This is a genomic window from Paenibacillus chitinolyticus NBRC 15660 (assembly GCF_000739915.1).
Taxonomy (GTDB): Bacteria; Bacillota; Bacilli; order Paenibacillales; family NBRC-103111; genus Paenibacillus_F; species Paenibacillus_F chitinolyticus.
In genome coordinates this window covers 298,256-323,309 of sequence record NZ_BBJT01000001.1, presented here as the reverse complement: position 1 = coordinate 323,309, position 25,054 = coordinate 298,256, and the positions used below count along the sequence as shown (strand labels likewise).

The following is a 25,054-nucleotide window of genomic DNA, read 5'->3' as shown; positions in this document are numbered from 1 at the left end:
TTATGTTCGACCAAAGTTCATTATAAACGTGGCAACCTGGTATAAAGTCGAATAAAAATGTTGATACCTAAAAACAGAGGAAGGTAGGGCAGGTTATGTTTGATTTACAGAAACCAAAATACAAACCGATTGTTTTACCTAGAAACAAGAAGTATGGCAATAACTGCTGGTTAGCGAGTGGTCCCAAAGTTGGCCAGCGCGATGTAGTTTTGTATAGCGATCTCGAATTTGACCATTGGGTTACGGTAGAAACGAATCCAAATGTGCTGACTTATTGTGAGCAGCCTTTGGAAATTTCCTACACATTAAATGGAAAGCTTCATTCCACTATCTTTGATATGTGGATACTAATGAAGGACGGGACGGAGAGATTTGTTGAGATTAAATATGAAAAGGACCTAAAACCAGATGGACGTAGTTACATACGGACCAAAAGGCAGATAACAACTCAAAAAGAATGGTGTGAACAAAATGGCTTGCAGCATGAGGTGATAACAGAAAAAGATATTCGCGCAGGTCGCTTTTCTATAGATAACAAGCTCAAGATGTTATTAAACTATATCAATCATGACAAGCCAGCCTCTGTGGATTTGGTTAAAAACTATATGACGAAGCAAAAAAAAGCAGTTGGAGACATTTGTACACAGTTGAAAGGCAAATGTTCTACCTATGAGGTCCTGTTAGCATGTCAATGGATGTGTTATAGCGGCATTGCGTCTGCAGATCTTAAAGAACAAATATGGGGGAATAAGATGGAGGTGTGGAGCCTTGAGTAGAAGTCGCTTAAACGAAAATGAAGGATTACTTCCCGAACAAGTTAACCCCGATCTTTGGCCCACAATCGATGAAGCATCATTAACAGAACATTCTAGAAAGATATATCAAAATCGAAAAACCGCGGTGTTAATGTATTTTAAAAGGGAGAAATCGCTCCATGAGATCAAACAAGTAACCACCATCGATCAGCAAAATTTGAGGCGATTAATTAAACGCTGTATGAGCAGCGATGAGATGGGGGGGATATGGGGGTTTCGCGCTTTAATTCCACAAAAAAAAGTGAAAGCCTATCAATTTAATGTTTTGAGCAAGGTAAGTAATAAATCAAGAAAAACGGGGGAGTTCAATTTACTTTTAGAAACATATCCAGATTTAAGGGACCTTATTGAAGATTTGTACCTCGGTCGTAATCGTAGATCGTTAGAGCCTGCTATGACGCCTAAGAGCATTCACAAACGGTTTATTGAAGAGTGCAGGCGTAAAGAAATTCCTCAAAGCTCTTATCCTTTTAATACCATGTGGATGGGTTTCCGGGCACTAAGAAGATATTTAAACCGTCTAGGTCAACTGCATTTCGCAAGAACGGCTGCATTCCGGTATGGCCAGGATGCCGAAACTAAAGCACTGCATACAGGGGAGGGAGAGCAAAATTATCCATCCACGTTAATACCTTACCAAAGAGTTCAATTCGATGCTCATCGAATTGATGGTATATATTGCGTGGAGATTAATACACCAGAGGGGGATACGGTTCCCATAATACTTGAACGATTCTGGATATTGTCCCTTATTGATGTTGCTACACGCTGTATACTTGGTTATTCGTTAAGTCTCGCGAGAGAAATCAGCGCTAGTGATGTCATGCATTGTGTAAGAAATGCTGTTTTACCCCATAAAAAATTAAAGCTAACGATCGACGGTTTGACCTACCATAGTGTCGGTGGGTTTCCATCAGCTGTTTTTCCTGAAACCAATTCATGGGCTGTCTGGGATGTCATTTGTTACGATAACGCGAAAGCACATCTTGCAAATTTAGTAAAAGACCGATTGAAAAGTTTGATTGGTTGTGTAACTAACCTAGGTCCAGTAGCGCTTCCAATGCGGCGTAGTTTAATCGAACGTTTTTTTAAGACACTGGAGGAATCCGGATTTCATCGACTGCCTAATACAACAGGGAGTCACCCTGATGATCCGAGGCGGAACGATCCTGAGAAGAAGGCTATCCAATGGAAGATAACATATGATCACCTGAAAGAACTTGTCGATGTATTGATATCTAATTACAATGGGACACCTCATGGAGGAATACATCATCAACGGCCACTGGAATTGCTGGCCAAACGAATGGGGAACGGACTTCTTCCTCGACGACTAGAGGAAACTAAACGATCGGAGATGTTATTTCTGCAAACGGTTATTAAACGAAAAGTCCGTGGCTCATTAAGTACAGGAAGAAGACCCTATATTCAATATGAAGGAGTTGAATATCGAAGTGAAAAACTTAACCATGCCGCGTATCTTATAAATCAAGAGCTCACTCTTCATGTAAATGTTGATGATATTCGCATTGTAAAAGCATTCTTGGAGGATGGTAGCGAATTCGACTATTTAACAGCTGCTGGAAAGTGGTGCCTATCTCCACATTCATTGACCACTAGAAAGGCGATCAATTCTTTGGTTACACAAGGGTTGCTACATTATACGAGCTGGGATGATCCTATATTTGTCTATACTGATTTTCTCCTGAAAAACGCCAATAAAGGAAAGAGAGGAGCGGTTAATAAATTTACTCATTTAAAAGAAGTCAAACGAGAAGCAGTTGAGCAACCTGCAGGGCGGAAGCAAGCTCTGGATTCGGTCAAGCAGCAACATGAAGCACTCGATAAGGCCAGGGAGCTCAAACAACAGTTGCAGCAAGAACAAGAAATCGAATCTTATGAGAAGATGTTGTCAATGTTTAAAACAAAATCATGATGAATGGAGAATTTTTGTATGGAAAGGCCCAACATTCCTGCAGGTACGCATCCCATTGAACAAGGTCACTACCTTCTGCCAACTAAAGAGGTTCTTCGTTTGATGAAGAGTATAAGCAAAATTGTGAATAACCGGCTCCCAGGGATGATTGTCTACGGAAAACCTCGGTTAGGTAAAACTAGTGCTGTTAAATTCGCTATGGAAAATCTGTCCCTTATGGTCGGCGCCCCGCTGCCTATTTTAATTGCGAATACAAATTGGTACAAGGTGCCTAGTGAAGAAAAATTCTATTACGATCTACTTCAAGACTTTCGATTTCCTTTTCCTTCAAAGCGAAAACCCGCGGAAATGAGGCGACAAATTGTCAATCTTATGTTAGAGAAAGCAGAAAAATCAAAAATGAGAAGAATTGTTTTGGTCATGGATGAAGCTCATCGGTTAACAGAATTTCACTTTAACTGGCTCATGGACATATATAATGAGCTGGACCGGGAGAAGATCAGTATGACAGTGATCTCCATTGGACAGGAAGAATTACTCTCACGAAGAACCTTTTTTCTGGAGCAAAAGAAGTCCCAAATTATCGGCCGATTCATGACACACGAGCATCATTTCATGGGACTGAGATCATTAGATGATATCAGATTCGTTTTGAAGTGTTATGATGTTCCAGAAACTTCTTCCTATCCTAAAGATAGTGATTGGAGCTATACAAAATACTTTTTTCCTATCGGTTACGAGGAGGGAAATCGCTTAGAACAGGAAGCAGCGCATCTTTATCAGCTATTCGTAGAGATTCGTAAGGAGCATGGTGTTTCGACAGATTTTGAAATTCCTATGGAATACTTTGCGTTTACTGTTGAAACTGCATTAAAAATGTATGGTGCCCACGGTGACAGTTGCAGATGGTTAACCGTTAGCCAGTGGAGAGAATGTATAAAACTTACCGGTTATATAGAATCTGAGGTATATATGGCCTTGGTACATAAAGGAGCCAATTGAGATGCAACCCAAACGGGACCTAAATGTAGTATGGAGAAAAGAATGGATTCATAAGTATGAAGCACCTTGGTCGATATTTGAAAAAATATTGTTTGCAAATCAAACAACTCGCAATGATATTATAAAAGCGTTTGGTGTAGACCAAGTACAAAAATTAAGGAATATGAAAAAAGTGGGGGATGTATGGAAGGAATTGTATGAATTAAAAGGGATTGACGAAGAGATTTTATCAAATACATTGGATTTCGATCTCCATGAACAAAACAAAGTAACAATCAGTTTGCTTTTGCAGCCGCTTCAGCATTTTAAAGAGAAGCCAAGCAGCTGGTTTACAAATCATTTGAAATGGTGTACGGACTGTCTACAAAATGGTTTTCACAGTTGGTTTCATCAATTTAGTCTCATCGAAATATGTCCGTTTCATGAGACAAAACTACATACAAGATGTACTAGTTGCCAGGAAGAAATCCCTTTCTTGCTGAGTGATAGAAGGCTGGGAAGTCCGTTTACATGTAATTGTGGTTATAAGCTTGCTGACTTTTCAAATAGTAGATGGAGAGAATGGGACATAGCCGAGTGTGAAATTAAAGATTCTTCCTTGTTACGGTGGCTTTCAATAAATAGGGAAGAGAAGCACCCATGTACCAAGCTGTTTTTCATACCCCAGTATGGGAGAATTGACCTTTTAGTTAACACAACCCCATTCGCAAGCGCAAATTTTCAACGAAAAAATAAGAATAGTCGACACGTTACTCATGTATTAAACCAAGAACAACTGAAAACCATATTCAAAGCGAATAAAGAAACATTTAAATCCATTGATCGATATATTCGAAAAAAACTGATTAAAAATCATATCCATTGCATAAATCAACTTAGGGATCTCCGTAACCAGGACTACAGTAAATTTCCGGACATTTGTCCACATGCTTACGCATACATCTTTTGGAGAAAATCTGTGCTGCAGAAGACTCACTTTTATCGTGAATATATGAATGCAGATGATTTGGAAAATCCTGTAATGAACTTCGCCGACATACATGTAACTACAAAAATAATCAGTGAAGAATTCAAATATCTATCAAGTCAATTTTTACATCATAACTCCGGTACAAATGTGACACAATTAATCTGGCTGCAGAATAAATTCACAACACATTTTTGTTTGAATTATTTTAGGTTATGGCTCCAAATAGCACAAATTGGCGCCCAAAGTGAATCCGTACCAAAATGGGATGCGCTAAATAAGTTAAAGCAGGCGAGTCTATCAAAATTCTCGTTTAAATACATCATTAAAAATGACAGATTATCCATACTTGAAGCATATAGGATCCAAGTTAATGAGGCTATACCGAATATGAATTGTCCAAACCGTGCATTAAAACAAAAGAAAAAGATCAATAGTATGCAATCTTTTATACCGCTCAAAGTAGCGATGGATGTATTTGATAAACCAACATCAGAAAACAAGCAGTTTATGAAGTATGTTGACCGATTTGTATCCAGACTGAATTTCTAAAAAAGTGCGATGTCATTAAAGGCATTGCATTTTTTTATTATTAAAGACAAGCAAGCGGCGCATACGGCAAACGATATATGTTCTTGTCATTTAACGATATATGTTCTTGTCATCCGACAGAACATTATCAAAGACCTACAAAACGGGCTCGTGTTGTTTTATAAACATATGTACAAAATACGGATTTTGTGAAGTAGTAAGTATAAACGAACTGTGTTGTGTCGGTGTCCATTTGTGAACCTAAACGTTTCGTTTTGCATAAGTAAAAAATGAACTTAAAGTTATTGCATAATGCCGTTTAGAACGAACAGTCCTTCTAATGCAATAACTTTAAGTTCAAAAAAATGCATTTCATCATCAGTTATATGCGTGTAAATCAACTCGTTCTTCAACAAAGCTGGCTTACCAAATTTGCTACGACTATCTCTTAAAAGAATTAATTATCTCAACAATTTCATATTGTTTTGTTTCAATAGCTCTTTCCAATGGGCTGCCACTATATGACCGCATTTTGCCCTTAAATTTAACCTGTGTAGTAAAGTCGACACCAACTCCAAGTAACAGCTCTACTATTTCTTTGTATCCTAACCCACAAATCCAAAACAGCATTTCTGATTTCGGGGTTGTTTGACTCTTATAATCCGCTCCATTCTCGAGCAAATATGCGGCTATTTTCAAATTATTTCTCCAGCAAGCCCATTTAAACGCTGTAGAATAATACTTCTGATCGATTCCATTTTCGATAAGCGTTTTTGTCGCTTCCAGATTTCCTCCACTCAAATTTGTTGTGAAGTCAAGTAACGAGCTTTTTAGGCTATCAAGTCGATTAATATCAATTCCTTGGGATAATAGTAATTCAATCATTTTTTTACTTCCACGTTCACATGCAAAATGTATCGGTTGCAGATTGTTTGGACCTTTCGAATGGACATCTGCCCCTGCTTCAATTAGATATCGAGTTATTTCAAAGTAATTGTAACTAATAGCAATTGATAAGGGCGATTGTCTTCCGACATCCTTAATTTCTTTATCTGCCCCCGCTTCGATTAGAAGCTTCACAATATCCAGATTCCCTACTCTACACGCTATTTGCAGTGGTGTTCCATTTATCGGATTCGAATAATCAGTTAGCTTTTTATTTAGACTATTCGCTTTCGCGTTAATTACATACTCCCTCACCATATCCACATTTTGGTTATAACAAGCATGATGCAAGGTTTCATTATTTTTGGTTTCTGTCATCTGTAGGTACTCACCCTTCATCACCCAATCCGGATTCGATCGCTATCAGCTTACCCACTAACCGCTCCGTTGCAGCCGCCGTAAAGCTCAACACGCCTTCCTTGTTTACGATATCTCCCTGCTTGATCCGTTCATCCAGCCAACTGGAAACAAAATCTGGCGCGTATCCTCCGGTGCTGAAGCCTTGCGCAAAGGCGATCATTTTTTCGTACTCCGCCAAATACTGCGCTCGCGTCACTCCCGGGTTTGCCCCGGCGTACAACCAGAACTGGATATCATACATCAGCATGGACAACTCGTCCGCATGAAAAGCAAAATAGCCTTTGTCCTCTACGATCTGGGTGCAAATATTGCGAATGACCGCTTCAATCCGATCTATTCCGTCGGCTTTCTCGCATAAAGATTGCAATAAAGATGAGAATTGCGCATACTCCACCTTGTCCAAATCATCAAGCTTGTCCTGCTCCGAGGTGTCGAATGCTTCCTCATTGACCAGTCCTGCGATAAAAGTCGCAAAATTAGGCGCAAGGAAGGTGACATAATAACCAGCCTCTTGATCCACATGTACAACTGCAGGCTCGCCGTCCCGGCCGCATGCGCGATAATCCAGCATAATGACATCATGCCCTGCCGACGGGCAATCGCACAGCACAACCCCAATGTCCGGATAGCCCCATTCTTCCTGCATAAAATTGCTGCCCAAACTGCCGCCCAGACTATAAGCTTTCTCGCGCCCGATCCCCATAATGCCCGTAATGGCTACATGATCCTCCGCCCAGGAGGTCGAGACGGCAGTCGGAAAACAAGTATTGACCGGTACGCCGCCATTCTGCTGCTGCATCAGCCAAATATAATCTGCCGGGAGCTTGTACCTAAGCTCCTCTTCTATAGAAGCAATCATCTCGGCAGTAGGCGGCGCCTCTACATAACTCTTGTCCGCATAATCGCTCATCTCCCAGAACTGACTGAAGTCGCGCTCGCGAAAAGGCACACGAGTAATCTCCCTGATCGCCACAGCTTGTCTCACCATAATATCGTGGCAAGCCTCTATGTACCTATCCACATCTGCGTCGCCAGGCTCCAGACGATCGAACTGCTCGAATGCGGACAGCGCCTTTTCCCATTGATGCATGTAGAAATAAGAATAGCCGATGCGCCAGTTCCACGTTGCATCCTGTTTTCCTTGCTGTTCTACCGACAGCAGCTGTTGCAAAGCTTCCGTGTAGCGCCCCAAGTTGTTAAGTGCTCGGCCATAATGACCCACCAATTCGTAGTCCCGCTCCGATTCAGGTAGTTGCTCGATCGCTTCAACAATTTTGTCATGCTGATCATCGTCATACCAGCTTTGCAGCTTGTCCAACAGTTCTTTTGACATTTCGCCACTTCCTTATTTCAATTTTTCAAGCTTGAAGCGCTTACCCGCATTTGCATGTTTTTCAAATATCCAGAAAAATCCCCTGTTTAGTACGGACAAAAAAAATCTCATAGTGATGATCAAACAAAAAATCATCCATTTAAAACGTAAGTAGATTGTTATACATTGTCTGCTGTGTTGCAGTTAACTTTCCACTAGAATACATGATAGCAAAGCGCTTCAATGCTAAAAGTGCATTCTTCTTCAAGTCTGAATCCAGTTTCCCAGTAATTTTGATTTGACCGAAAGCTGTTGCGTAGGTAACCATATCACTTTGCAACATATCCATTTCATGCTCTTTTGCTATATCGCGCACCGTTTTTTCGTCCAAGGTGTCAACCGCTATATAATGCATCCCCCATAGACTCTCTATTAAATGTTTCGGGAAAGTAGCAAAGTCAATGGTATGTTTCTTTCTTATTATTTCTTGCATTTCATTAAGCGTATCAGACCCTTCATCACTGCCAAAAGGCGCTTCTTCATCCCCGCAATCATAATAAAATTCTTCTATAAAATGAGCAACAAAGCGCGGGTGTGAAGTTTTGGGATGTGGACCATATTCCCCTACATCAACGTAAAGACAATTATCAAAATCATATATATGATTTTCTTGATAACCTTTTTTCATTTTACTGGCGATTAACTTTTTTGCTTCTTTTTCACAATCTTCTCGTGAACTAAATTCTTTGATTTCATACTTCCCAATCGTTCCATTTTTTCCGTAATGCACACCTATTGTCAATCCAGAATAATCAATTGTCCAAAATTTATTTGATTTCTCGTCTTGGTATGTAAAAGCTTTTTTCATCTAACTTGCCTCCGTTCGTGTGGCATCTTTGATTATCCTGCAACCTTAAGGCGTAAACGCACAAAGCGATGAGATTTGCCCGACTCTCTCAGTTTGGTCCAAAAATAACCGCCTGCATGAACCATTACATTATACTTCGCGTAGCCGCGTGGCAGATGGATGTCAAGCTCGCCATGCTCCATGTCAAAAAGCTTCTGGCGTCCCTTCCAACTGTCAGCCGCCTTGTAAATCGGGTTAAGAACGCAATATCGACCTGAAGCTGTGAAGCGCCCGTCCAGTCACTGTTTCTTTCCATCCCCGATACTTGCAAAATCCGGCACAAAAGGAAGCGACTTCACACGCCCGTCCGCGCCATCACGGCAATCGCACTAGAGGCAGGTCGCTTGCCCTTGGTTTTCCTGAAGAAATCTCAGAAAGGACTAGATTTTTTCCAGAGTATGACAAGCGGATACAATCGATCGCATCCACCCCCTCTTTCCATGATGGATCAGAAAATATCTAACATTAACTGTGCTCTTATCTGCATACAGCGCTGTCGCTTCTATGAATTGAATGTCCGTGTCGAAGAAATTCCTCAATTTTGTCCTTATCCAACACTTCTCTCATTTTGTAACGTACCCTTGTCCAATTTGATACCTCGACTTGTAGTATTATGTAAGTTTATCAGTGATTGGAGTGAAATGAAACGTCCAAAATAATAAAATGAAGCAGTCCTTACTTCCACCGATTTTCGGGCTGGGTATTGACTGTGGAATTCCCGACAACAAATATTGAGAACAAATTTAACGGGCCGCCTTTCTGATTGGCGAGAGCGATTACTTTGCTCATCCAACATTTTTCCCTTCAAGCAAAAAAGCCGACTGCGCTGAACATTAAAGGGCTCAGACAATCGACCTATATGAAAAGAGAACGCCCCCGAAGTTGAAGGGACGTTCTCTTGGATATTCCTGTCGAGATCATTTATTTTCAAACAAACCTTACTGAGCATTTTCAGACAGAGAAGGCACTCACTTAATGAGTTAATCCCACGACCAAGTAGCCATTAATTTCTGATCTCATTATTCTTTTTCATTCTCCACGGTTGATTACAGATGAACTACGCGACGATAATGCAAGTATTCGGCACGGTCCTCCCACTCCAACTCTTCCTCATAGGGGTCGCGATAATAGGTAGCGACAGGAAAATAGCCCCATGTGACGCCCATACCGCCACAGATAAGCGTACCACCGTCCCCGCCTTTGCCGCGCACGAGTCCTTCAGGCGATATGGTCAGCTCCTGTTTGTACGGATCGCCAAGGAATTGTAGCCCCATGCCGCCACTCTTCTCCAGATCGAAAGGTCTATCGCTCACTACCGGTTCGCCCTGCTCTTTCTGCTCCCGATCCAGTTCTCCGAAGTGCCTAACCTTCATGTGGTAGTCAAAGCTGTCGCCCCAAGGAAATAACGTTCGACAACCTCCGCCATACACATATTCCCATTCATCTTCTGTTAACACATCGAAGCCATCGGGCAGTTCATCTTTCGCCCAGTCCTGCTGGCTGGGACTGTCGGCAAACAACCAGATGCGGATACGCCCGTCCTCTTTGTCCAATCGAAAAGACTGATGCTCCTCATAGGAGCCGTAATTCGAGGTCTTGACGCTTTCGATCGCCTCCAGCACATCGCCGTCTTCTGCCGGATCCAAGTCAGCTAGTTCCACCTCATACCAGGCGACAGGGCGGGTTTGGCGCTCAATCAACAACGGGCCGATGTCAGCCTCTCGCACAGGCGACATTTGCTGTCGTAGCACATGTTCCAACTCCGCAGGCTCTCTGTTCAAATCCTCCATGCCGCTTTCGAACTCTCCTTTCGTCTTTTCATCCGGTCCGACTGCCCAATGCCCCCAGCCGAGTGTGACCCGGTCACCAGGCACATATACGAACTCGCAGCCTTCATACATAAAGATACCCGTTTCCATCCCAAGGCCGAACCGCTCGAAGCGTTCCATTTTCAGAAACGTGAAGCCCGCAGGCAGACGTGCATTCAACTCGCGCAACATCTGCTCCTTACATTCACTTGTCTGTTTATTCCAAGTCGCTCGATCCTTTATCACCATTGTCTCCGGCTCTCCCATCCTACAACGTCAAAGCGATATACTAGCAAGCTACAATTCGATCCATTTAATACATGCCGGACGATTTCGAATAAACTCAGCTACCTGCGATGGGGTAATCTATACTTATAATTGGATTATTCTGCCCGATCGTTCGATAGACTACCTTTCGTGACGTAGCCTGTTATCATTATACTATTGTTTCCACTTTTCACCATTACTTTTAAAACGCTTTTCCCACTTTAAAACATTCAGTTTTTTGCTCCAGAAGCATCATCCGCATCATCAGATAGAGGCAAGTCATCTGGGTTTCTAACGTCCTATTTATCGCGAAACGAAATTATGTTTTTTCTCTATATGAGCATGGTGTATATTTTGCGAATGTGCGGAGTTAGCATCAAATAGCTCTCAACTGCCCCAGGAATACGATCGGTAGCCTCGTTCCGTTAACGGGCAGATTAGTTTATTTGTGATATGCTTAATTTTTACATCTGTAACTTTTTAATCCTAGCAATTTGAAAGAAATCATGGCTCATTTTTGATGCTAATCTGTATTGTGTATAAACCTACTTAAACGCTTGAATATTAAGGAGGAAAAAATTATGAATAACAAAATCCAAAAAATCACGCCAAACTTGTGGTTCGATACACAAGCCGAACAGGCGGCAGAGTTGTACACTTCTATTTTTAAAAATTCGAAGATAGGAAGAATCACTCACCATGGCAAAGATAATCACGGGATACCAGAAGGAACCGTAATGACTGTGGAATTTCAACTGGACGGGCAAGAATTCGTAGCCTTAAATGGCGGTCCGTATTTCAAATTCACAGAGGCAATATCATTTATCGTGAACTGTGAAGATCAAGATGAATTGGACTATTTTTGGGAAAAACTCTCCGAAGGCGGCGATGAAAAGGCTCAAAACTGCGGTTGGCTAAAAGATAAGTACGGCGTGTCGTGGCAAATTATTCCTTCCACTCTAACCGAGATGGTAAGCGACCCAGATCCAGAAAAATCAGAAAGAGTTATGAAAGCATTGCTCCAAACGAAGAGTAAAATTGACATAAAAACTTTGATGCAAGCGTATGAGGGATAAAGTGCACTTTGCCGTTACAGACTGGGGGAAGACCGTACCACGAGTCATTGATAACGGAAAACGTTAGTTCAGAATTTACCGCCTTATGATTGATAGGGCGGTTTTTCTTTTGGTCAGAAATCAACAATCAAGGATAACAGAGCCTATGCGGATAACGAAACAAAAAAAGCCGCAATTAAGCGACTTTTAAGCGTCATATGTTGACATATACTATCGTCCCGGCATTCAGCCCAGGGCCTTTGGAACCGACACACCTGCGTAACCAGTTTTTTCGCTTCCCCATTATCATCTAAAACCATGCTTCCGCTATATCGGTATGTGCACATGCATTCGACTCTGTTCGTTCGGTTAGGATTATCCAATCGCCTCCATTGGTATGTTAACGGAAGCCATCGCATTTTTCTTTTGCTCATCATTTACATGCGTATAGAGTGCGGTGGTTTCAATAGATGAATGCCCCATAAGCTCCTTCACGATTCGAATATCATTGCCTTTTTTTAGCATCATGGTTGCAAAAGAGTGCCGCAGCTTATGGCAGGATAGATTCATGTCCGTTACCTTCGGATTTTTCTCCTTAAAAGCTGAAAAAGTTTGGTTAGCAATCTTCTGGATCTGCCTGATCGAGAGTCGTCTTCCCTTCTGTGAAACAAAGAAGGCGTCTTCTTTTTGGCTGTAAGGAGTAAGCCGCTCCTCCAAGACTTTAATTAAATAGTCATTAAGCACATTAGGCAGAGGGATTTCATTCCATTTCCTCCCCTTACCAAATACTTCGATAGCCCCTTTTGTCTTTTTAAAATTCACGAGGTTCAATCGGTGCACTTCACCTACCCGCAATCCGCAATAACCCATTAGCAGGAATATGGCGATATTTCGATTCCGATACCTTCCGTTGATATACTCGAGGCTTTGTACCAGTTCTTCTTCTTCAAGATATACGGGCTTCTTATTTTTCTCGGTCTTGGATTTTTTCACTTCTAAGGCCGGATTCTTCGTTGCCAACTCAAAGTCGATTAAAGCGCTATAAAAGGATCTTATTGCTGAAAGCGACCGGTTTCTTGTGGACTCACCGGCTGTTTTTTGCTTGGAAACAAGAAAGTTGATAACGCCTATCTTGCCGGCTTCTTCAATTGGACTCCCTTCTAAGGATTGAAGAAAGCTCAGTACTTCCCTGAGATACTCTTTTTGCGTTGCTTCGGTATATCCGGAATGTTTCATCCATAATGAAAATGCACGGATCTGCTCCGCATATCTCTCTTTAATTTCATCGCTATCCTTCAAGGTGCGTTTTCCCTCCATCAATACCACTTTTGGTGACAAAAGAACCCCTGCTCTTGGCCGTAAATAAAAATAAAAATCGATTCAAAAGGAAAGTACGCCAAATATGTATTTGGCGCACTTATTATAACACATTTTTCCCTTAGTAAAAACGGCAACCGATCGCGTGACCAACTGCCGTGCCGAATTTTCCTGTTCACGATTGAGATATATGATGCATAATAGCACTGTGTAGAAAATCTGCTAAATTCTCATTGCCATATTGGTTAAAGTAGTTATTGAAACGTGCATCGAATTTGTAAGTATCGGCAATGCAAGCCAGTAATTCTGTATCACATGGCATGAATTGCATTAGATTTTTTTTCCATTCCTCGATTAATCGCTGAACTTCATCGGAGGAAGGATGCGGATCGACACAAGACGCAATTTGCTTGAATACTTCCTCCATTGATTGAAAACGTTCCTCTTTTTCATCTGGTGATAGTTTATCCAACGTTTCATTAAACACTTTATACGCTTCTGTTTCACCATAAATGAATCTCGCCTCATTTGCGTATTGTTCTTTTAATGGCACAACGGAAGAACTGTTGAAGATTTCCAAATGACTAATGTCTTTCCCCGAAACGTATTCTTCGAGAGCTACCATGATGGTTTCTAGTCTTTGTTTTTTCGATAATAAGGTTTGACTTTGCTTCTTTAATAGTTGTTTCTGTTCTTGCCTGGTCAGCTTTAAAATGTCTGCAATTTCTTTCAAGGAAAAATCCAATTCCTTTAAGAACAAAATCGTTTGAAGTTTTTCCAAACTGCTTCGATCATATAAGCGATACCCTTTTTCCGTCAGATGTGTCGGTTTAAATAAATCAATCCTATCGTAATAATGCAAGGTCCGGCTTGTAATGCCTGTAATTTGAACAATATCTTTAACCGCTAATAATGGTTTCTTCATCCCAAAATCCTTTTACTTTGTCAAGTATTTGAGCAGCTGGTGTTATTGTGGCCTCAAAGATCGTTTTTCCTGTTTTTCTTAAATAATATTGGATTAAATGATAGCCGCAAGCGTAGCCAGCGCTAGAAGGCATATTGACCGGTTCAAAGTTTTGAAGTTTTGCGATCTCGTCTCCGTAAAGATACGGAGCAAATTGATCAAATCCTGTTAATTGCAATTGATCTCTAAGGACAGGCTTTATGCGCCTGTTAAGTGTGTCTGCGTTTGTTTTCGTTACCCAAGGGCCGAGCAATTCTTCACCGAACATGAATGTAGCATAGTTTTCAGCTAATCCTTCACTTACAATGAGCTCGCCCAAATTAACGGTGTGATCCCACTGAATAAATTGATATCTCACATTATGGTTGCATTCGTGTGCCAGCGAAGCCTTCATGCGAGGAATCGTGTACTCATTCGGCAAGAGTGTACCCCAGATAAACCCGGGAATGCCCCCAAAGCCGCTGTACCCTTCGTTTATGACCAAGGCACGGCTTTCCGGATTCCCTAGCTGAATGGTAAACAAATATTCGGATACGGGGAGTTTAATTTCATGCTCTACAAATAGTTGTAGACTTTTACTCACCGCAAGCTCACACTCTAACCAAAATGTTTCGGACGAAATCAGCTCTATCTCTGCCGAAATCTGTGGGGTAATCTGTTCAGGGGCTCGATGCATCATATTATTCATCGTAATCACGTCAAAACCATTCGCCTCTTCAGCTCTAAAAGGGATCTGTTGAATTTGCCATTGTTTCATAAAGGGGGCCATCATTTCGTTTCTGAATAGTTCAAGCTTTTCCTTAGGCGAAGCTTGAGCAACTTTTTGATAAATGTGGTCTGAACGCAGCGTTTTTATATTCATCTCTCTCACTCCTAGTTATGTATTCATAGAGAGAATTATGCACTATGACCTGACGTCATAGTCAAGAAATTTTATTCAAATACTAAAAAATAGGTACATGGTGCTCCATCAGATACCTCTAAATGATCAGCTAGGGGTTCACGTTTCTTTTTACCATAATATATATTATGTAAACTGTATACTCCGTCCCTTTACCGCCTAAACCTGAGTTAATAATTGACGCTTTCATTCTATTTTCAGACATAAAACGCTGAATACATGACACACTAAGCAGGTACAACAGTTTAGGGGGCTAGTTTGCTTGCTAATTCATACAATCGATACGTTTCCGCTCTTTTATCGTCTTCCCGCAGCCTATGGAGATGCTAACGGCATTAAATCATACAGAACCACTTATTTAATCCGGATTACTACAGATACCGGCATCGAAGGCTGGGGGGAGTGTGTGGATTGGCTGCCCACCTTGCAAAAAGGTTTTCAGGAGCGCATCATTCCTTATTTGACAGGTAAACCGGTCGTAGAAAGAAGAAAACTGGTCCAGACTTTGAAAAAGTGGCATTCGCGCTCAGCCACGGCTGTTAGTATGGCTTTAACCGAAATTTTGGCCAAATCGAGCGGGCTGTCCGTATGCGACCTGTGGGGCGGAAAATATCGGGATAAAGTACCCGTCTATGCCTCGTTTCAATCCTATTCTAGAGAACCGGATTGGCACAAACATTCACTTGAAGCGATCCGTGGAGCGGTTACCGATGGATTTAATAAGATCAAGATAAAAATAGGCGGTAAATCAATCACGGAGGATCAACGCCATGTCCTGTCCGTACAAAACTTGCTGCAAGGAAAGGTTAGTTTGGCTTTGGACGCCAATCAAAGTTATGATGTGGCGGCAGCTCTTCAGTGGAAGACTTTGCTTGAGAAATGGCCCAATCTCATGTGGTTGGAAGAACCGCTCCAAATTAAATACATTGCTGAATATATCGCATTAAGAGACCGGCTCTTTGTTCCCTTGGCCGGAGGCGAGAACAACAAAATGGCATCGGATTTTATTCCCCTGCTTTCCCAGCACGCTCTGGATTTTATCACTCCCGATCCCTTGCATATTACCGGGATTGACGAGTTCAGGGAAACATTAAGTCTCGCCAGAAAATTTGGCATTCGTGCAGCGCCTCATGCTTATGACGGCGCATTAACACGCTTGTACGCTTTATTCGCTCAAGCCTGTTTGGAACCATGGAGCAAAATGGAAACGGAAATGATCGAACCTGTGGAATGGGATGCTATGGACAACCCGTTTAACCGTTTGATTTCGGTTCAACCTTCAAATGGTGAAGTAGCCATTCCATACGGAATCGGAATCGGAATTGAAATCGACCTGGACATGCTTGCATTTTATCAATGGGACGGAAGCAGTTACGGCTAGTCCAAGACAAGGATTATTTACATATTATTTATTATGTAAACAAACACTTCTTTCAAGCACACAAAAAAGACGCCCGACAACGGACGTCCTGCAAACCATCTTGGATCAAGCGCTCGCTCTTCTGAGCAGAAAATACGAAGCCACGGCGAATATCAATGTCAGAGGAAACAGCCAAATCGCTAATTGTACAGCCGTATGCCCGGCTATCCAATTGAAAATCGCCCCCCACCATCCGTTGGTGGTACAGAGTAAAGCCAATATCGTAAGGATTAGGAAAAGAACCACCATCAGGATGAACGTACCTTTTCCTCCGAATTTGCGCTGAAAGCTCCCGATTACAAAACCGGCAAATAGATTGTAGAGAAGCAGGCTAAAATAAATCATGAACTGCGCCAAAATCGATCCGTCGGTCACATAAGGCAAATGAAAGAAATGCAGATTGGTTCCCCAATTGCCGGTCCCTACCTCCAGCAGGGATAACAACAGAATTAACAGAGCGGTCAGCACGGACACACCCGTAAACATGAGCAGAGTACCATTATAATAGTCGGTACGCCGTACACTGAATCCAAGTGCAAACGGAAACGTCTGCGCGGCGGTGAAAATGCCTCCGATAAACAAGCAGACAAAGATGGAGGACATACCGCCGGTATAGATCTCTACGCCTCCCGTAAGCCGGCTCACGATGTAATTAACGAGAAAATTTCCCAGTAGGATCCCGCCGAAAACGTACAGCCATAACACCTTATTCCGATAATGTATACTCATAATTCCGGACAAACGCTGCAAATTCATGACCCCTTCACCGCCTTTTCATCCAAATTGGTTTTCGTCAGGTAAATGATCAACTGCTGTAGGGATACCGGCGCAATTTCTAGCCCCATATCTGCGGCCAGCAGCTTAGCCCTGGATTCGGAATCCCCCGTAATCGTGACGGAAAGCATAGACCCGAACGGTTCCCGGTGAATTACTTCTTTTCCTTTTACAAAAGATTCAACGCCGGCAGCCGGTCCGACCACGGTATAAGCCATTCCGCGCAGTTCTTCCGTTTCGGCGTCCAGGATCAGTTTGCCGCTGTCAATGACAATGACGTGCTCCAACAGCCGGCTTACCTCGTCGATCAGATGTGTGGATAAAATGATCGTGCGCGGATACCTCGTGTAGTCCTCGATTAACCGGTCGTAGAAAAGACTCCGTGCCACCGCATCTAGGCCTAAATAAGGCTCATCGAAAATAGTAAGCGGCGAGCGGCTGGCAAGCCCGACTACAACGCCGACCGAGGAAAGCATGCCTCTGGACAGCTTTTTGAGGTTCCGCTTAAGCGGGAGCCCGAAGTCCCGAATCAGCGCCTCCGCGTAATCGCCGTCCCAATTCGGAAAAACAGCTGCCGCTACTTTTAACACATCCGCTACCCGGAAGTTATCGGGGTATTTCTGGCTTTCTTTTATAAAGCAGATTTGTTTCATCACGTCGTAATTTTCATAAGGAGGCTGCCCAAAAACCTTCACTTCCCCGCTCGTAGGAAACATTTGCGCGGTAACCATTTGCATGACCGTCGTTTTGCCCGCTCCGTTTCTTCCAAGCAAACCGTAAATTTTGTCCGGTTCTATGGAAAAACTGATTCCGTCGACCGCTTTAACCTCATTGTACGTTTTCGTAAGCCCGTTGACTTCCACTACAACTTCTTTCATCCGTTTCTATCCCCTTTCCGGATCATCTCGATCAGATGCTCGGTTGTAATACCGAGTTTCTCTGCTTCTTGAACCATCGAGACAACGAATTGCTCATAAAATTGAGTTTTCCGCTTCTCCATCAATCCTTGTCGTGCTCCCTCAGCAACGAACATGCCGATCCCCCGCTTCTTGTATAAAATTCCTTGGTCCACCAGCAAGTTAACGCCTTTGGCCGCCGTTGCCGGATTAATCTGGTAGAACGATGCGAATTGATTGGTCGAAGGAACCTGGGTTTCCTCTGGCAGCCGCTGCTCAATGATGTCATCTTCGATCTTTTCCGCGATTTGCATAAATATAGGACGGCTGTCATCAATTCTGAACGACACTTTTATCACCACTCTCATATTTCGAACTTTATTGGTTAGTTACTCATGTAATTAACCATACAAGAGAAAAGGTGCCCCGTCAATAGGCACCTGTTATTTTCACAATTAAGATACATAATAATTATTATGTTAACTAATTGAGGAGCATTTAAAAACACATTCAATCAGACGCAAAAAACCGCCCGAAGGCGGCTTATAAACGGTTATTCTCCGAGGTCTACGTTGTGATAAACCTGCTGGACATCTTCCAGGTCTTCCAGGACATCAACCAATTTTTCAAACTGAGCCTGCGCGTCTTCCGGCAGTTCCAGATCGTTTTGCGCGAGCATCGTTAATTCGGCTACGGTGAATTCGGTAATTCCCACGTTTTTGAACGCTTCTTGTACCGCATGGAACTGATCGGATTCCGCATAAACGATGACGGTATCTTCTTCCTCAATGATATCGCGGACATCCAAATCCGCTTCCATCAAGAGTTCCAGTACTTCCTCGGATGACTTGCCCTGCACGCCGAAAACAGCCGTTGGATCGAACATATAAGTAACCGATCCGCTGACGCCCATGCTGCCTCCGTTTTTGTTAAAAGCGGAACGTACTTCCGAAGCGGTCCGGTTTACGTTGTTGGTCAGCGCATCGACAATCACCATGGAGCCGTTAGGCCCGAAACCTTCGTAACGAAGCGTGTCGTAGCTTTCTTCTCCTCCGCCTTTCGCCTTTTCGATCGCGCGGTCGATAATGGCTTTCGGCACCATGTATGTTTTTGCACGCTCAAGAACGACCTTCAGAGCACGGTTGGATTCCGGATCTGGCTCGCCCTGCTTGGCAGCCACGTAAATCTCGCGGCCGAATTTCGCGTAAATCCGGCTGGTGCTTGCGTCTTTCGACGCTTTTTTCTCTTTTATATTGTTCCACTTACGGCCCATTAATGATCCCACTCACTTTCAGAAAGGTATTTACCGAGGATGGCAGCGGTGGAAGCTTATCTTCCGCCCTAGAAAGTGCTGCCTCTATTATAACGTGTATATTATATATCTAATGTGACCTCTTGAACAAGTTCGAATACGTTCAAAGTCATCTGCAGCCCGCTCCGCCGCTGTGTTGAAAACACAAAAACCCGCCGAAAACGCGGGTTTTTCTCTTACGCTACAAAATCGGGGAAACCAGACGGGCTACCGATTCCTGCATACGGTCCACGAGAGACCGGGCTTTGTACATATCGGGCGTAAACTGCGAGCAGTACATCATGTCCTCTTCGAAAATTAACCTCTGCCGCGTAGCGGTCCGGGTGTCAAACAGAAAGGCATTGACTTCAAAGTTCAGCTTAAAGCTGCGCATATCGAGATTGGCCGTCCCGACCGAAGCGACCTTGCCATCGATAACGATGGTTTTGGCATGGAGAAATCCTTTCTCGTACAAATACCCTTTCACGCCCAGCTTGAGAAGTTCTCCCAGATACGATTTGGTGGCCCAATAAACCATCTTGTGATCGGGAATCGACGGAATCATGATCCGGATATCCACGCCCGACAGCGCGGCCATTTTCAACGCGGTCAGAAGGCTCTCGTCCGGCACGAAATATGGCGTTTGGATAAAAATGCTTTCTTTGGCCGCATAAATCATTTTCAAATATCCGTTACGGATTTGTTCCAGCTCATTATCGGGACCGCTTGATACGATCTGAATGCCTACCGATCCCGGATGCTTGATTAAAGGATAGTAGCGCGATACCGCTTTGAGGTAGTGAGAAGACGCCAAGTTCCAGTCCATAAAGAACTGGGCCTGCATCTGCAGAACGGCGCTGCCCGTTACCTTCAGATGCGTATCGCGCCAGTCGCCGAACCGCTCGTTGATGCCGAGGTACTCGTCGCCGATATTAAATCCGCCGATATAGCCGGTCATGCCGTCAATGATCGCCAGCTTCCGGTGATTCCGGTAATTGACGCGGAAATTCAGGTACGGAATACGGGACGGGAAGAAAATCGCCACTTCTCCGCCCGCATCCAGCAACGGTTTGTAAAACTGACGAGGCAGCCAGGAGCTGCCGATATCGTCGAAAAGAAAGCGGACCTCGACGCCTTCTTTCGCTTTCTCCGCAAGCGCATCGATAACTCTGCGCCCGAGCCGGTCGTCTTTGACGATGTAGTACATCAAGTGAATGTGGCTCTGCGCCTCCTTAATCGAGGCCAGCAAAGAGGCGAATTTGTCGTTGCCGTCCGTAAAAATCTCGACTTCGTTGTCCTGGGTATAAACCGCGGAACTGCTGGTCAAGTTCATATAAATGAGATCCTGATAATCGGCCATAACCGGGTCCTTGTATCTCACCTGGCTTTCACGGAAGCCTCTGCGCTGGGATTCGATCAGATTGTCGATATCTTTCTGATTAAATTCCTTCAGCTTGTAAATTTTGCGCCGGCTCATGTTCTGACCGAAGATCAGGTAAAGGATAAATCCTATCCCCGGCAAAAAGATCAGAACCATCACCCAGGCCCACGTAACGCTGGCGTTCCTCTTCTCCATAAACACGACAGCCAGAGCAAACAGAAAGTTCAATAGAGGAACAAAAGAATAAAGCTTCATCAGGATGTCCAAAGATGCGTACCTCCATTTAACTAAGGGATCGGGGAATATTTGGGATGCCCGTCCCTTTCCTGATCATACATCATTTCGGATGAAATCGAAAAGTTTATCCCGCTTTCTTTTCGAATAAATTGTCGTTTTCGGAGGATTTTTGACGTTCGCGCCTGTAAACATGCTAAAATAACATGTCAAAGGTCAACATTTTTGCGGAAAGGTGCGGAACGCCATGCGAACAGAAGATCAGGTCCAAAGAAAGTTAACGGAGTTAAATAAACAGAAGCAATCGGTGCAGGAACGCCTGAACAGCGACCCGGAGAACGATTTCCTGAAAGCGCAAGTTGAGAAACTGGAAGATATGACGCTTATGCTGGAATGGGTCCTTAACGCGCCGACAGGCAGCTATCATAGTTAATCTCGTTAACTAAAAAAAAGAACGGGCGTATACTGCGCCTGTTCTTTTTGTCAAAAGGAGTATAAGAAAATGAGTAGACCTGTAATGAACGTAGCATTGGTATGCGGACCTGATTGCGATATGGAAGTCCAAGCAATCCGAAGCACTCTGGAGTATTTGGGTGCAAGAGTTTTTACTTATTGGATTGGCAGACCGAATGATCTAATTGATCTCCTATCCGGTAAGGACCTGTATCCGAATACGGATTTGATCCTTCTCTGCTTCCATGGCGATGAAGGCCAATTTATCATGCCGGAGCTGGGCGAAAGTAGCTATGATCCGGGAGAACCCAAAGGTAACTTTGGACCGGAGGAGATCAGACGCTTTGCCAAGCTGGCAGGGAAAACAGTAATCGGCAACGGATGCTCATTAGGTGAACTAGAGACGGCACAAGCATTTCTCGACAGTGGCTGCGAAATCTATATCGGGCCAAATGATTATCCGGATGGAAATGACGCGCTCATGTTTGTTCTAAGGCTTTTTTACGACCTCATTCAGAACAAACGAAGCGTCAAGGAAGCTTTCCAAAACGCCAAGTCTCTGGACGCGGGGATGGATATGTATCAGCTATATGAAAATGCACAGCAATCTAGTAGAAAATGAGACGTATGTGTACATAAATAGCTTGACTTAGTTTCCTGACAAACATCATTCTTCATACACTACTCCAGACCCATAGGATGAAAGGAGCCCGGTATGAAGATTCCTGTTACTGGATTCGTAATGGATTCTGGAGACGACGACGCCCATCATTCCCACAAGCTTTTTATAACGTCTTGGAACGGCACCCCTGTCCATGTCCATGCATTTTCCGGGATAACTTCCATTGAAGACGGACATTCTCATGAGTATGCAAGCTGGACTGCCCCTGCCCCTACTGGTGTTCCTCATGTACACGGATATCATACCGAAACTTCGCTAAATCAAGGTCATATCCACATGATACAGGGAACAACCGGGCCGGCTATTGATCTTCCCGGGGGCGGACACTATCACTTGTTCGAGGGATATACGACGATTAACGGCAGCCATCCTCATTCACATGCCTATAGCGGGCGAACAGGGAATGAAGTTAGTCGTGTGTAAGAAAATAAGTGAAGGACGTACGTTATACTTTTCAGTACGTCCTTCAATGCCATCGTGATCATATCTGAGTTATGGAACAATTTCAAAAACAGTACCTTGGTTAAAATCAGCGACCTTCATAGAGCCATAAACCCCTAAATAGAGTCTGGATTGATTCAGATTCGCACCCAAACTAACATAATAAGCCGATTGAGAACCAAAATTATAATCGGTTTCAATGATACTAAAATCATTTAGATGACAATCCGTTCTTACCGTGGTATAAGCTAAAACTCCTCTAACCGGAAGTTGAGACTCTTTAGCCCGAGCTAGATCGGTAAACACAACGTTTCCCGTTAAAGCGGGAATTTCATTTCCCATATAGGGCTGGACTCCTGTAAGTGCAGTTGCTCCAAACTTGTCGGGTCGGGGATCTTTGTGAAAATAATTAGTTAAAGGCTGAAGACGCCGCACGGAAGTTTTTACTGCTTCATCGAAATAAGCAATTGTTTTTTCATCCAAAGCCGGATTTGCAGAACAGCCTGTTATTATCGCAGTAGGAAAAGCGCCTTCCCACCCTCGCCAGCCAAAGTTAATAAATCCTTCTTGGTCAGGTTCAGATTTCATTAAAAAAGCTTGAACAAGCTGAGTAACCGGTATCGGTTTATACTGAATGAATGAAAAAATCGACTCTACGAGATCCTGTCCGACATTTCCCGCGTATTTGATATACTGATCATGAAACCTTTGAAATGAAATGCCCGGTATATTGCGAACTCCTTTGGCAATGACCGTAAGCGTTTCTTGAATAGGTACAGGCAGCTCATTAAAACGCGTAACTACGGGCGGATTGACGATAAATGTATTCTTAACGACATCAATTTCAATTATTTTACCTGCGATTTCCATATCATCTTGGCTTAAATTAAATGGATCATAGCCTGATCCGCCATCTCCGGTTGTCAAAACAAGTTTTCCGGTTTCAGGTGAAAAGTTTAAGCTATTGACACCATTATGATTTAAAAACGGTCTTCTTATATGAAGTAATGTCCGACGTTTTTGAGGTTGACCATTCGATTGTAGAATCCATTCTTCAACCGTATCAATATGATCATATTGAATTTCTCTATTTATCCACTTTAGGTTTAAGGTTTTAGAATCACACGGGTTAGGCTTAAAGGATTCAAAAGCACCTGGAAGAGCACCCGGACCTTGGGTTCCCGCTACTGAATAATGGAGATAAAACAGACCGTTATAATAAAATTCGGGATGAAATGCTAACCCTACCAATCCCCGTTCATCATATCCACCACTAGAGACACCTAGTTTTATGATTCGTGAGCGAATATCCAAAAAAGTCTTTATAACCCCGTTCCCTATGTAAAAGATCTCTCCTACCTGGGTTGCAATAAATAATCTTTCAATGGAGTCACCCGGAAGGATAGTTGTTTTCAAAACAGTGGGTAAGTTTATCTTGCTTACAAGGGGTCGTAAACTAGCCCTAACTTTTATCAAATAACTGTACGCTCCTTCTTAGTGTTTTTTTAAAAGAATATGATGTGAACGGTTCTATTAGTACCAAGTAAGCTTTCGGCCTATACTTCGGGTGACACATAAAAAAGCTCCCGGAACATTTCCGGAAGCCGCTAACCGTTTCAAGCTTTACAAGGTGCAAGTCCGTACGATTTCACATAAAAATCTCTTTTCTTAATTTCCTGCGCGAATGCCGTAAAATCAACTCCGCATCAAAAAGCTCGTGAACCAGGAAACAGACGGAGCCGTTGCAAGTAAGCTGATATTCTTTTACGGGAAAAAGATCCGCTTTGAGCTTAACCGGGTGGAAACAGACGTCAGCGCTTCGGTTGTTCTCATAGCCCGCGTACAGAATTTCCCGCTTCGTTTCCAGACTGTCAATCAGCTTCTCCAGTTGAAGCTCCTCGTAATTCATCCCGTCCAGCGTACCTTCCGGCAGCGCCTCAAGATGAGCGTAAATCGCCTTATGAAGAATGGTCTCTTCCCTATATCGGTAAGAACTGACTCTGCGCAGCAGCGGGCTTGTTTGTCCGAAGACGGCGCGAGGCTTTTTATGTAAGCTTTTAGAAGGGATCAGCACCTGTTCGACGACTTCCTCGCTCAATTGTTCTTGAAGGATGATTTCCAGCATCTTAATGGATGAGCCTTCCGAATGCATAAGCAGGTCAAACAAATACCGCTCGTTGCCCCACATCGACCACTCTTTCTCCACTCGCCCCCGTCCTCCTTTTTTACTATTACGGTCTCCGTGAATAATAGTAAACTATTTCCAGTCTTTCAGGAAGGTTATCAAATGTCTTGTGAAGGGGTAAATTTGCAGAGAATCAGTGAAAGTTACAAAAAAAGAGCCGTTCACCCGAAGGTGTAGGCTCTTTGGCTGATACAAGGCTAGCGGCGGCCG

23 protein-coding genes are annotated in these 25,054 nt (G+C 43.2%); 9 read left to right on the top strand and 14 right to left on the bottom strand.

Translation table 11 applies throughout. The features are described 5' to 3' along the window. Positions 1–95 precede the first annotated feature (95 nt). The 4 genes from PCH01S_RS01365 to PCH01S_RS01350 are packed head-to-tail and all read left to right on the top strand — an operon-like array spanning position 96 to position 5,272. On the top strand, positions 96–776 hold the full coding sequence (locus PCH01S_RS01365) for a TnsA endonuclease N-terminal domain-containing protein (RefSeq protein ID WP_053228606.1): 681 nt from the start codon (positions 96–98) through the stop codon (positions 774–776). Next, positions 769–2,751 carry a hypothetical protein gene (locus tag PCH01S_RS01360; RefSeq protein WP_042226083.1) on the top strand — a complete coding sequence of 661 codons (1,983 nt, stop codon included), beginning with the start codon at positions 769–771 and terminating at the stop codon, positions 2,749–2,751. The genes PCH01S_RS01365 and PCH01S_RS01360 overlap by 8 nt, the downstream gene beginning before the upstream one ends. Before the next feature lie 18 nt (positions 2,752–2,769). Then, positions 2,770–3,753 (top strand): AAA family ATPase, encoded by a 984-nt coding sequence (locus PCH01S_RS01355; RefSeq protein ID WP_053228605.1) that lies wholly within the window; start codon positions 2,770–2,772, stop codon positions 3,751–3,753. 1 nt (position 3,754) lies between these two features. Then, positions 3,755–5,272, top strand: coding sequence for a TniQ family protein (locus PCH01S_RS01350; RefSeq protein WP_042226079.1), 1,518 nt, complete (start codon positions 3,755–3,757; stop codon positions 5,270–5,272). Positions 5,273–5,692: 420 nt separating this feature from the next. On the opposite strand, the gene PCH01S_RS01345 is transcribed toward PCH01S_RS01350, so the two are convergent. The 4 genes from PCH01S_RS01345 to PCH01S_RS01330 form a co-directional block, all read right to left on the bottom strand. Further along, positions 5,693–6,514 carry an ankyrin repeat domain-containing protein gene (locus PCH01S_RS01345; protein WP_164977134.1) on the bottom strand — a complete coding sequence of 274 codons (822 nt, stop codon included), beginning with the start codon at positions 6,512–6,514 and terminating at the stop codon, positions 5,693–5,695. Positions 6,515–6,524: 10 nt separating this feature from the next. Next, positions 6,525–7,889, bottom strand: a complete 1,365-nt coding sequence (locus PCH01S_RS01340) for an SMI1/KNR4 family protein (RefSeq protein WP_042226076.1) — start codon at positions 7,887–7,889, stop codon at positions 6,525–6,527. A gap of 139 nt (positions 7,890–8,028) precedes the next feature. Next, positions 8,029–8,736 carry a WGR domain-containing protein gene (locus tag PCH01S_RS31685; RefSeq protein ID WP_042226074.1) on the bottom strand — a complete coding sequence of 236 codons (708 nt, stop codon included), beginning with the start codon at positions 8,734–8,736 and terminating at the stop codon, positions 8,029–8,031. Between the two features lie 1,085 nt (positions 8,737–9,821). Next, the gene (locus PCH01S_RS01330) at positions 9,822–10,832 is read right to left on the bottom strand and encodes a hypothetical protein (RefSeq protein WP_042226072.1); all 1,011 of its coding nucleotides are present in this window, start codon (positions 10,830–10,832) and stop codon (positions 9,822–9,824) included. A gap of 599 nt (positions 10,833–11,431) precedes the next feature. Between PCH01S_RS01330 and PCH01S_RS01325 the strand changes: the two genes are divergently transcribed. Next, a complete protein-coding gene (locus PCH01S_RS01325; RefSeq protein WP_042226070.1) occupies positions 11,432–11,926 on the top strand; it encodes a VOC family protein in 495 nt (164 codons plus the stop codon). Positions 11,927–12,280: 354 nt separating this feature from the next. Here PCH01S_RS01325 and PCH01S_RS01320 read toward each other — a convergent pair whose 3' ends face one another. The 3 genes from PCH01S_RS01320 to PCH01S_RS01310 form a co-directional block, all read right to left on the bottom strand. Beyond that, positions 12,281–13,222 carry a tyrosine-type recombinase/integrase gene (locus PCH01S_RS01320; RefSeq protein WP_042226275.1) on the bottom strand — a complete coding sequence of 314 codons (942 nt, stop codon included), beginning with the start codon at positions 13,220–13,222 and terminating at the stop codon, positions 12,281–12,283. A gap of 175 nt (positions 13,223–13,397) precedes the next feature. After that, positions 13,398–14,147, bottom strand: a complete 750-nt coding sequence (locus PCH01S_RS01315; protein ID WP_042226068.1) for a MerR family transcriptional regulator — start codon at positions 14,145–14,147, stop codon at positions 13,398–13,400. Further along, complete coding sequence (locus PCH01S_RS01310) at positions 14,122–15,048, bottom strand: DUF2268 domain-containing protein (protein ID WP_042226066.1); 927 nt, start codon at positions 15,046–15,048, stop codon at positions 14,122–14,124. The genes PCH01S_RS01315 and PCH01S_RS01310 overlap by 26 nt, the downstream gene beginning before the upstream one ends. A gap of 301 nt (positions 15,049–15,349) precedes the next feature. Between PCH01S_RS01310 and PCH01S_RS01305 the strand changes: the two genes are divergently transcribed. Then, a complete protein-coding gene (locus tag PCH01S_RS01305; RefSeq protein ID WP_042226065.1) occupies positions 15,350–16,468 on the top strand; it encodes a mandelate racemase/muconate lactonizing enzyme family protein in 1,119 nt (372 codons plus the stop codon). Between the two features lie 105 nt (positions 16,469–16,573). Here the strand turns inward: PCH01S_RS01305 and PCH01S_RS01300 are convergent, their stop codons facing one another. From PCH01S_RS01300 to cls, 5 genes are all read right to left on the bottom strand, one after another. After that, on the bottom strand, positions 16,574–17,263 hold the full coding sequence (locus PCH01S_RS01300; protein ID WP_042226062.1) for a hypothetical protein: 690 nt from the start codon (positions 17,261–17,263) through the stop codon (positions 16,574–16,576). Next, on the bottom strand, positions 17,260–18,159 hold the full coding sequence (locus PCH01S_RS01295) for an ABC transporter ATP-binding protein (RefSeq protein ID WP_042226058.1): 900 nt from the start codon (positions 18,157–18,159) through the stop codon (positions 17,260–17,262). Before PCH01S_RS01295 ends, PCH01S_RS01300 begins: the two co-directional genes overlap by 4 nt. Further along, positions 18,156–18,545, bottom strand: a complete 390-nt coding sequence (locus PCH01S_RS01290; RefSeq protein WP_174446771.1) for a GntR family transcriptional regulator — start codon at positions 18,543–18,545, stop codon at positions 18,156–18,158. The genes PCH01S_RS01295 and PCH01S_RS01290 overlap by 4 nt, the downstream gene beginning before the upstream one ends. Positions 18,546–18,730: 185 nt before the next feature. Then, complete coding sequence (locus PCH01S_RS01285) at positions 18,731–19,450, bottom strand: YebC/PmpR family DNA-binding transcriptional regulator (protein ID WP_042226053.1); 720 nt, start codon at positions 19,448–19,450, stop codon at positions 18,731–18,733. A gap of 220 nt (positions 19,451–19,670) precedes the next feature. Beyond that, positions 19,671–21,116, bottom strand: coding sequence for a cardiolipin synthase (gene cls, locus PCH01S_RS01280; RefSeq protein ID WP_042226052.1), 1,446 nt, complete (start codon positions 21,114–21,116; stop codon positions 19,671–19,673). 214 nt (positions 21,117–21,330) lie between these two features. On the opposite strand from cls, the gene PCH01S_RS01275 reads away from it, so the two are divergent. From PCH01S_RS01275 to PCH01S_RS29475, 3 genes are all read left to right on the top strand, one after another. Further along, complete coding sequence (locus PCH01S_RS01275) at positions 21,331–21,516, top strand: hypothetical protein (protein WP_042226050.1); 186 nt, start codon at positions 21,331–21,333, stop codon at positions 21,514–21,516. Between the two features lie 69 nt (positions 21,517–21,585). Further along, on the top strand, positions 21,586–22,158 hold the full coding sequence (locus PCH01S_RS01270; RefSeq protein WP_042226047.1) for a hypothetical protein: 573 nt from the start codon (positions 21,586–21,588) through the stop codon (positions 22,156–22,158). A 93-nt stretch (positions 22,159–22,251) separates the two neighbouring features. Then, the gene (locus PCH01S_RS29475) at positions 22,252–22,641 is read left to right on the top strand and encodes a YmaF family protein (RefSeq protein WP_084706485.1); all 390 of its coding nucleotides are present in this window, start codon (positions 22,252–22,254) and stop codon (positions 22,639–22,641) included. Positions 22,642–22,710: 69 nt separating this feature from the next. Here the strand turns inward: PCH01S_RS29475 and PCH01S_RS01265 are convergent, their stop codons facing one another. Both PCH01S_RS01265 and PCH01S_RS01260 read right to left on the bottom strand, forming a co-directional pair. Then, a complete protein-coding gene (locus tag PCH01S_RS01265; RefSeq protein ID WP_042226046.1) occupies positions 22,711–24,135 on the bottom strand; it encodes a PQQ-dependent sugar dehydrogenase in 1,425 nt (474 codons plus the stop codon). A 172-nt stretch (positions 24,136–24,307) separates the two neighbouring features. After that, positions 24,308–24,865 (bottom strand): hypothetical protein, encoded by a 558-nt coding sequence (locus PCH01S_RS01260; protein ID WP_042226043.1) that lies wholly within the window; start codon positions 24,863–24,865, stop codon positions 24,308–24,310. Between the last annotated feature and the right edge of the window lie 189 nt (positions 24,866–25,054).

What these genes read in the sequence shown, in the direction of transcription:
- PCH01S_RS01365 (WP_053228606.1), top strand. Translation starts at nt 96, where the DNA reads ATGTTTGATTTACAGAAACCAAAATACAAACCGATTGTTTTACCTAGA.
- PCH01S_RS01355 (WP_053228605.1), top strand. Translation starts at nt 2,770, where the DNA reads ATGGAAAGGCCCAACATTCCTGCAGGTACGCATCCCATTGAACAAGGT.
- PCH01S_RS01350 (WP_042226079.1), top strand. Translation starts at nt 3,755, where the DNA reads ATGCAACCCAAACGGGACCTAAATGTAGTATGGAGAAAAGAATGGATT.
- PCH01S_RS01345 (WP_164977134.1), bottom strand. Translation starts at nt 6,514, where the DNA reads ATGACAGAAACCAAAAATAATGAAACCTTGCATCATGCTTGTTATAAC.
- PCH01S_RS01340 (WP_042226076.1), bottom strand. Translation starts at nt 7,889, where the DNA reads ATGTCAAAAGAACTGTTGGACAAGCTGCAAAGCTGGTATGACGATGAT.
- PCH01S_RS31685 (WP_042226074.1), bottom strand. Translation starts at nt 8,736, where the DNA reads ATGAAAAAAGCTTTTACATACCAAGACGAGAAATCAAATAAATTTTGG.
- PCH01S_RS01330 (WP_042226072.1), bottom strand. Translation starts at nt 10,832, where the DNA reads ATGGTGATAAAGGATCGAGCGACTTGGAATAAACAGACAAGTGAATGT.
- PCH01S_RS01325 (WP_042226070.1), top strand. Translation starts at nt 11,432, where the DNA reads ATGAATAACAAAATCCAAAAAATCACGCCAAACTTGTGGTTCGATACA.
- PCH01S_RS01320 (WP_042226275.1), bottom strand. Translation starts at nt 13,222, where the DNA reads ATGGAGGGAAAACGCACCTTGAAGGATAGCGATGAAATTAAAGAGAGA.
- PCH01S_RS01315 (WP_042226068.1), bottom strand. Translation starts at nt 14,147, where the DNA reads ATGAAGAAACCATTATTAGCGGTTAAAGATATTGTTCAAATTACAGGC.
- PCH01S_RS01310 (WP_042226066.1), bottom strand. Translation starts at nt 15,048, where the DNA reads ATGAATATAAAAACGCTGCGTTCAGACCACATTTATCAAAAAGTTGCT.
- PCH01S_RS01300 (WP_042226062.1), bottom strand. Translation starts at nt 17,263, where the DNA reads ATGAATTTGCAGCGTTTGTCCGGAATTATGAGTATACATTATCGGAAT.
- PCH01S_RS01295 (WP_042226058.1), bottom strand. Translation starts at nt 18,159, where the DNA reads ATGAAAGAAGTTGTAGTGGAAGTCAACGGGCTTACGAAAACGTACAAT.
- PCH01S_RS01290 (WP_174446771.1), bottom strand. Translation starts at nt 18,545, where the DNA reads ATGAGAGTGGTGATAAAAGTGTCGTTCAGAATTGATGACAGCCGTCCT.
- PCH01S_RS01285 (WP_042226053.1), bottom strand. Translation starts at nt 19,450, where the DNA reads ATGGGCCGTAAGTGGAACAATATAAAAGAGAAAAAAGCGTCGAAAGAC.
- PCH01S_RS01275 (WP_042226050.1), top strand. Translation starts at nt 21,331, where the DNA reads ATGCGAACAGAAGATCAGGTCCAAAGAAAGTTAACGGAGTTAAATAAA.
- PCH01S_RS01270 (WP_042226047.1), top strand. Translation starts at nt 21,586, where the DNA reads ATGAGTAGACCTGTAATGAACGTAGCATTGGTATGCGGACCTGATTGC.
- PCH01S_RS29475 (WP_084706485.1), top strand. Translation starts at nt 22,252, where the DNA reads ATGAAGATTCCTGTTACTGGATTCGTAATGGATTCTGGAGACGACGAC.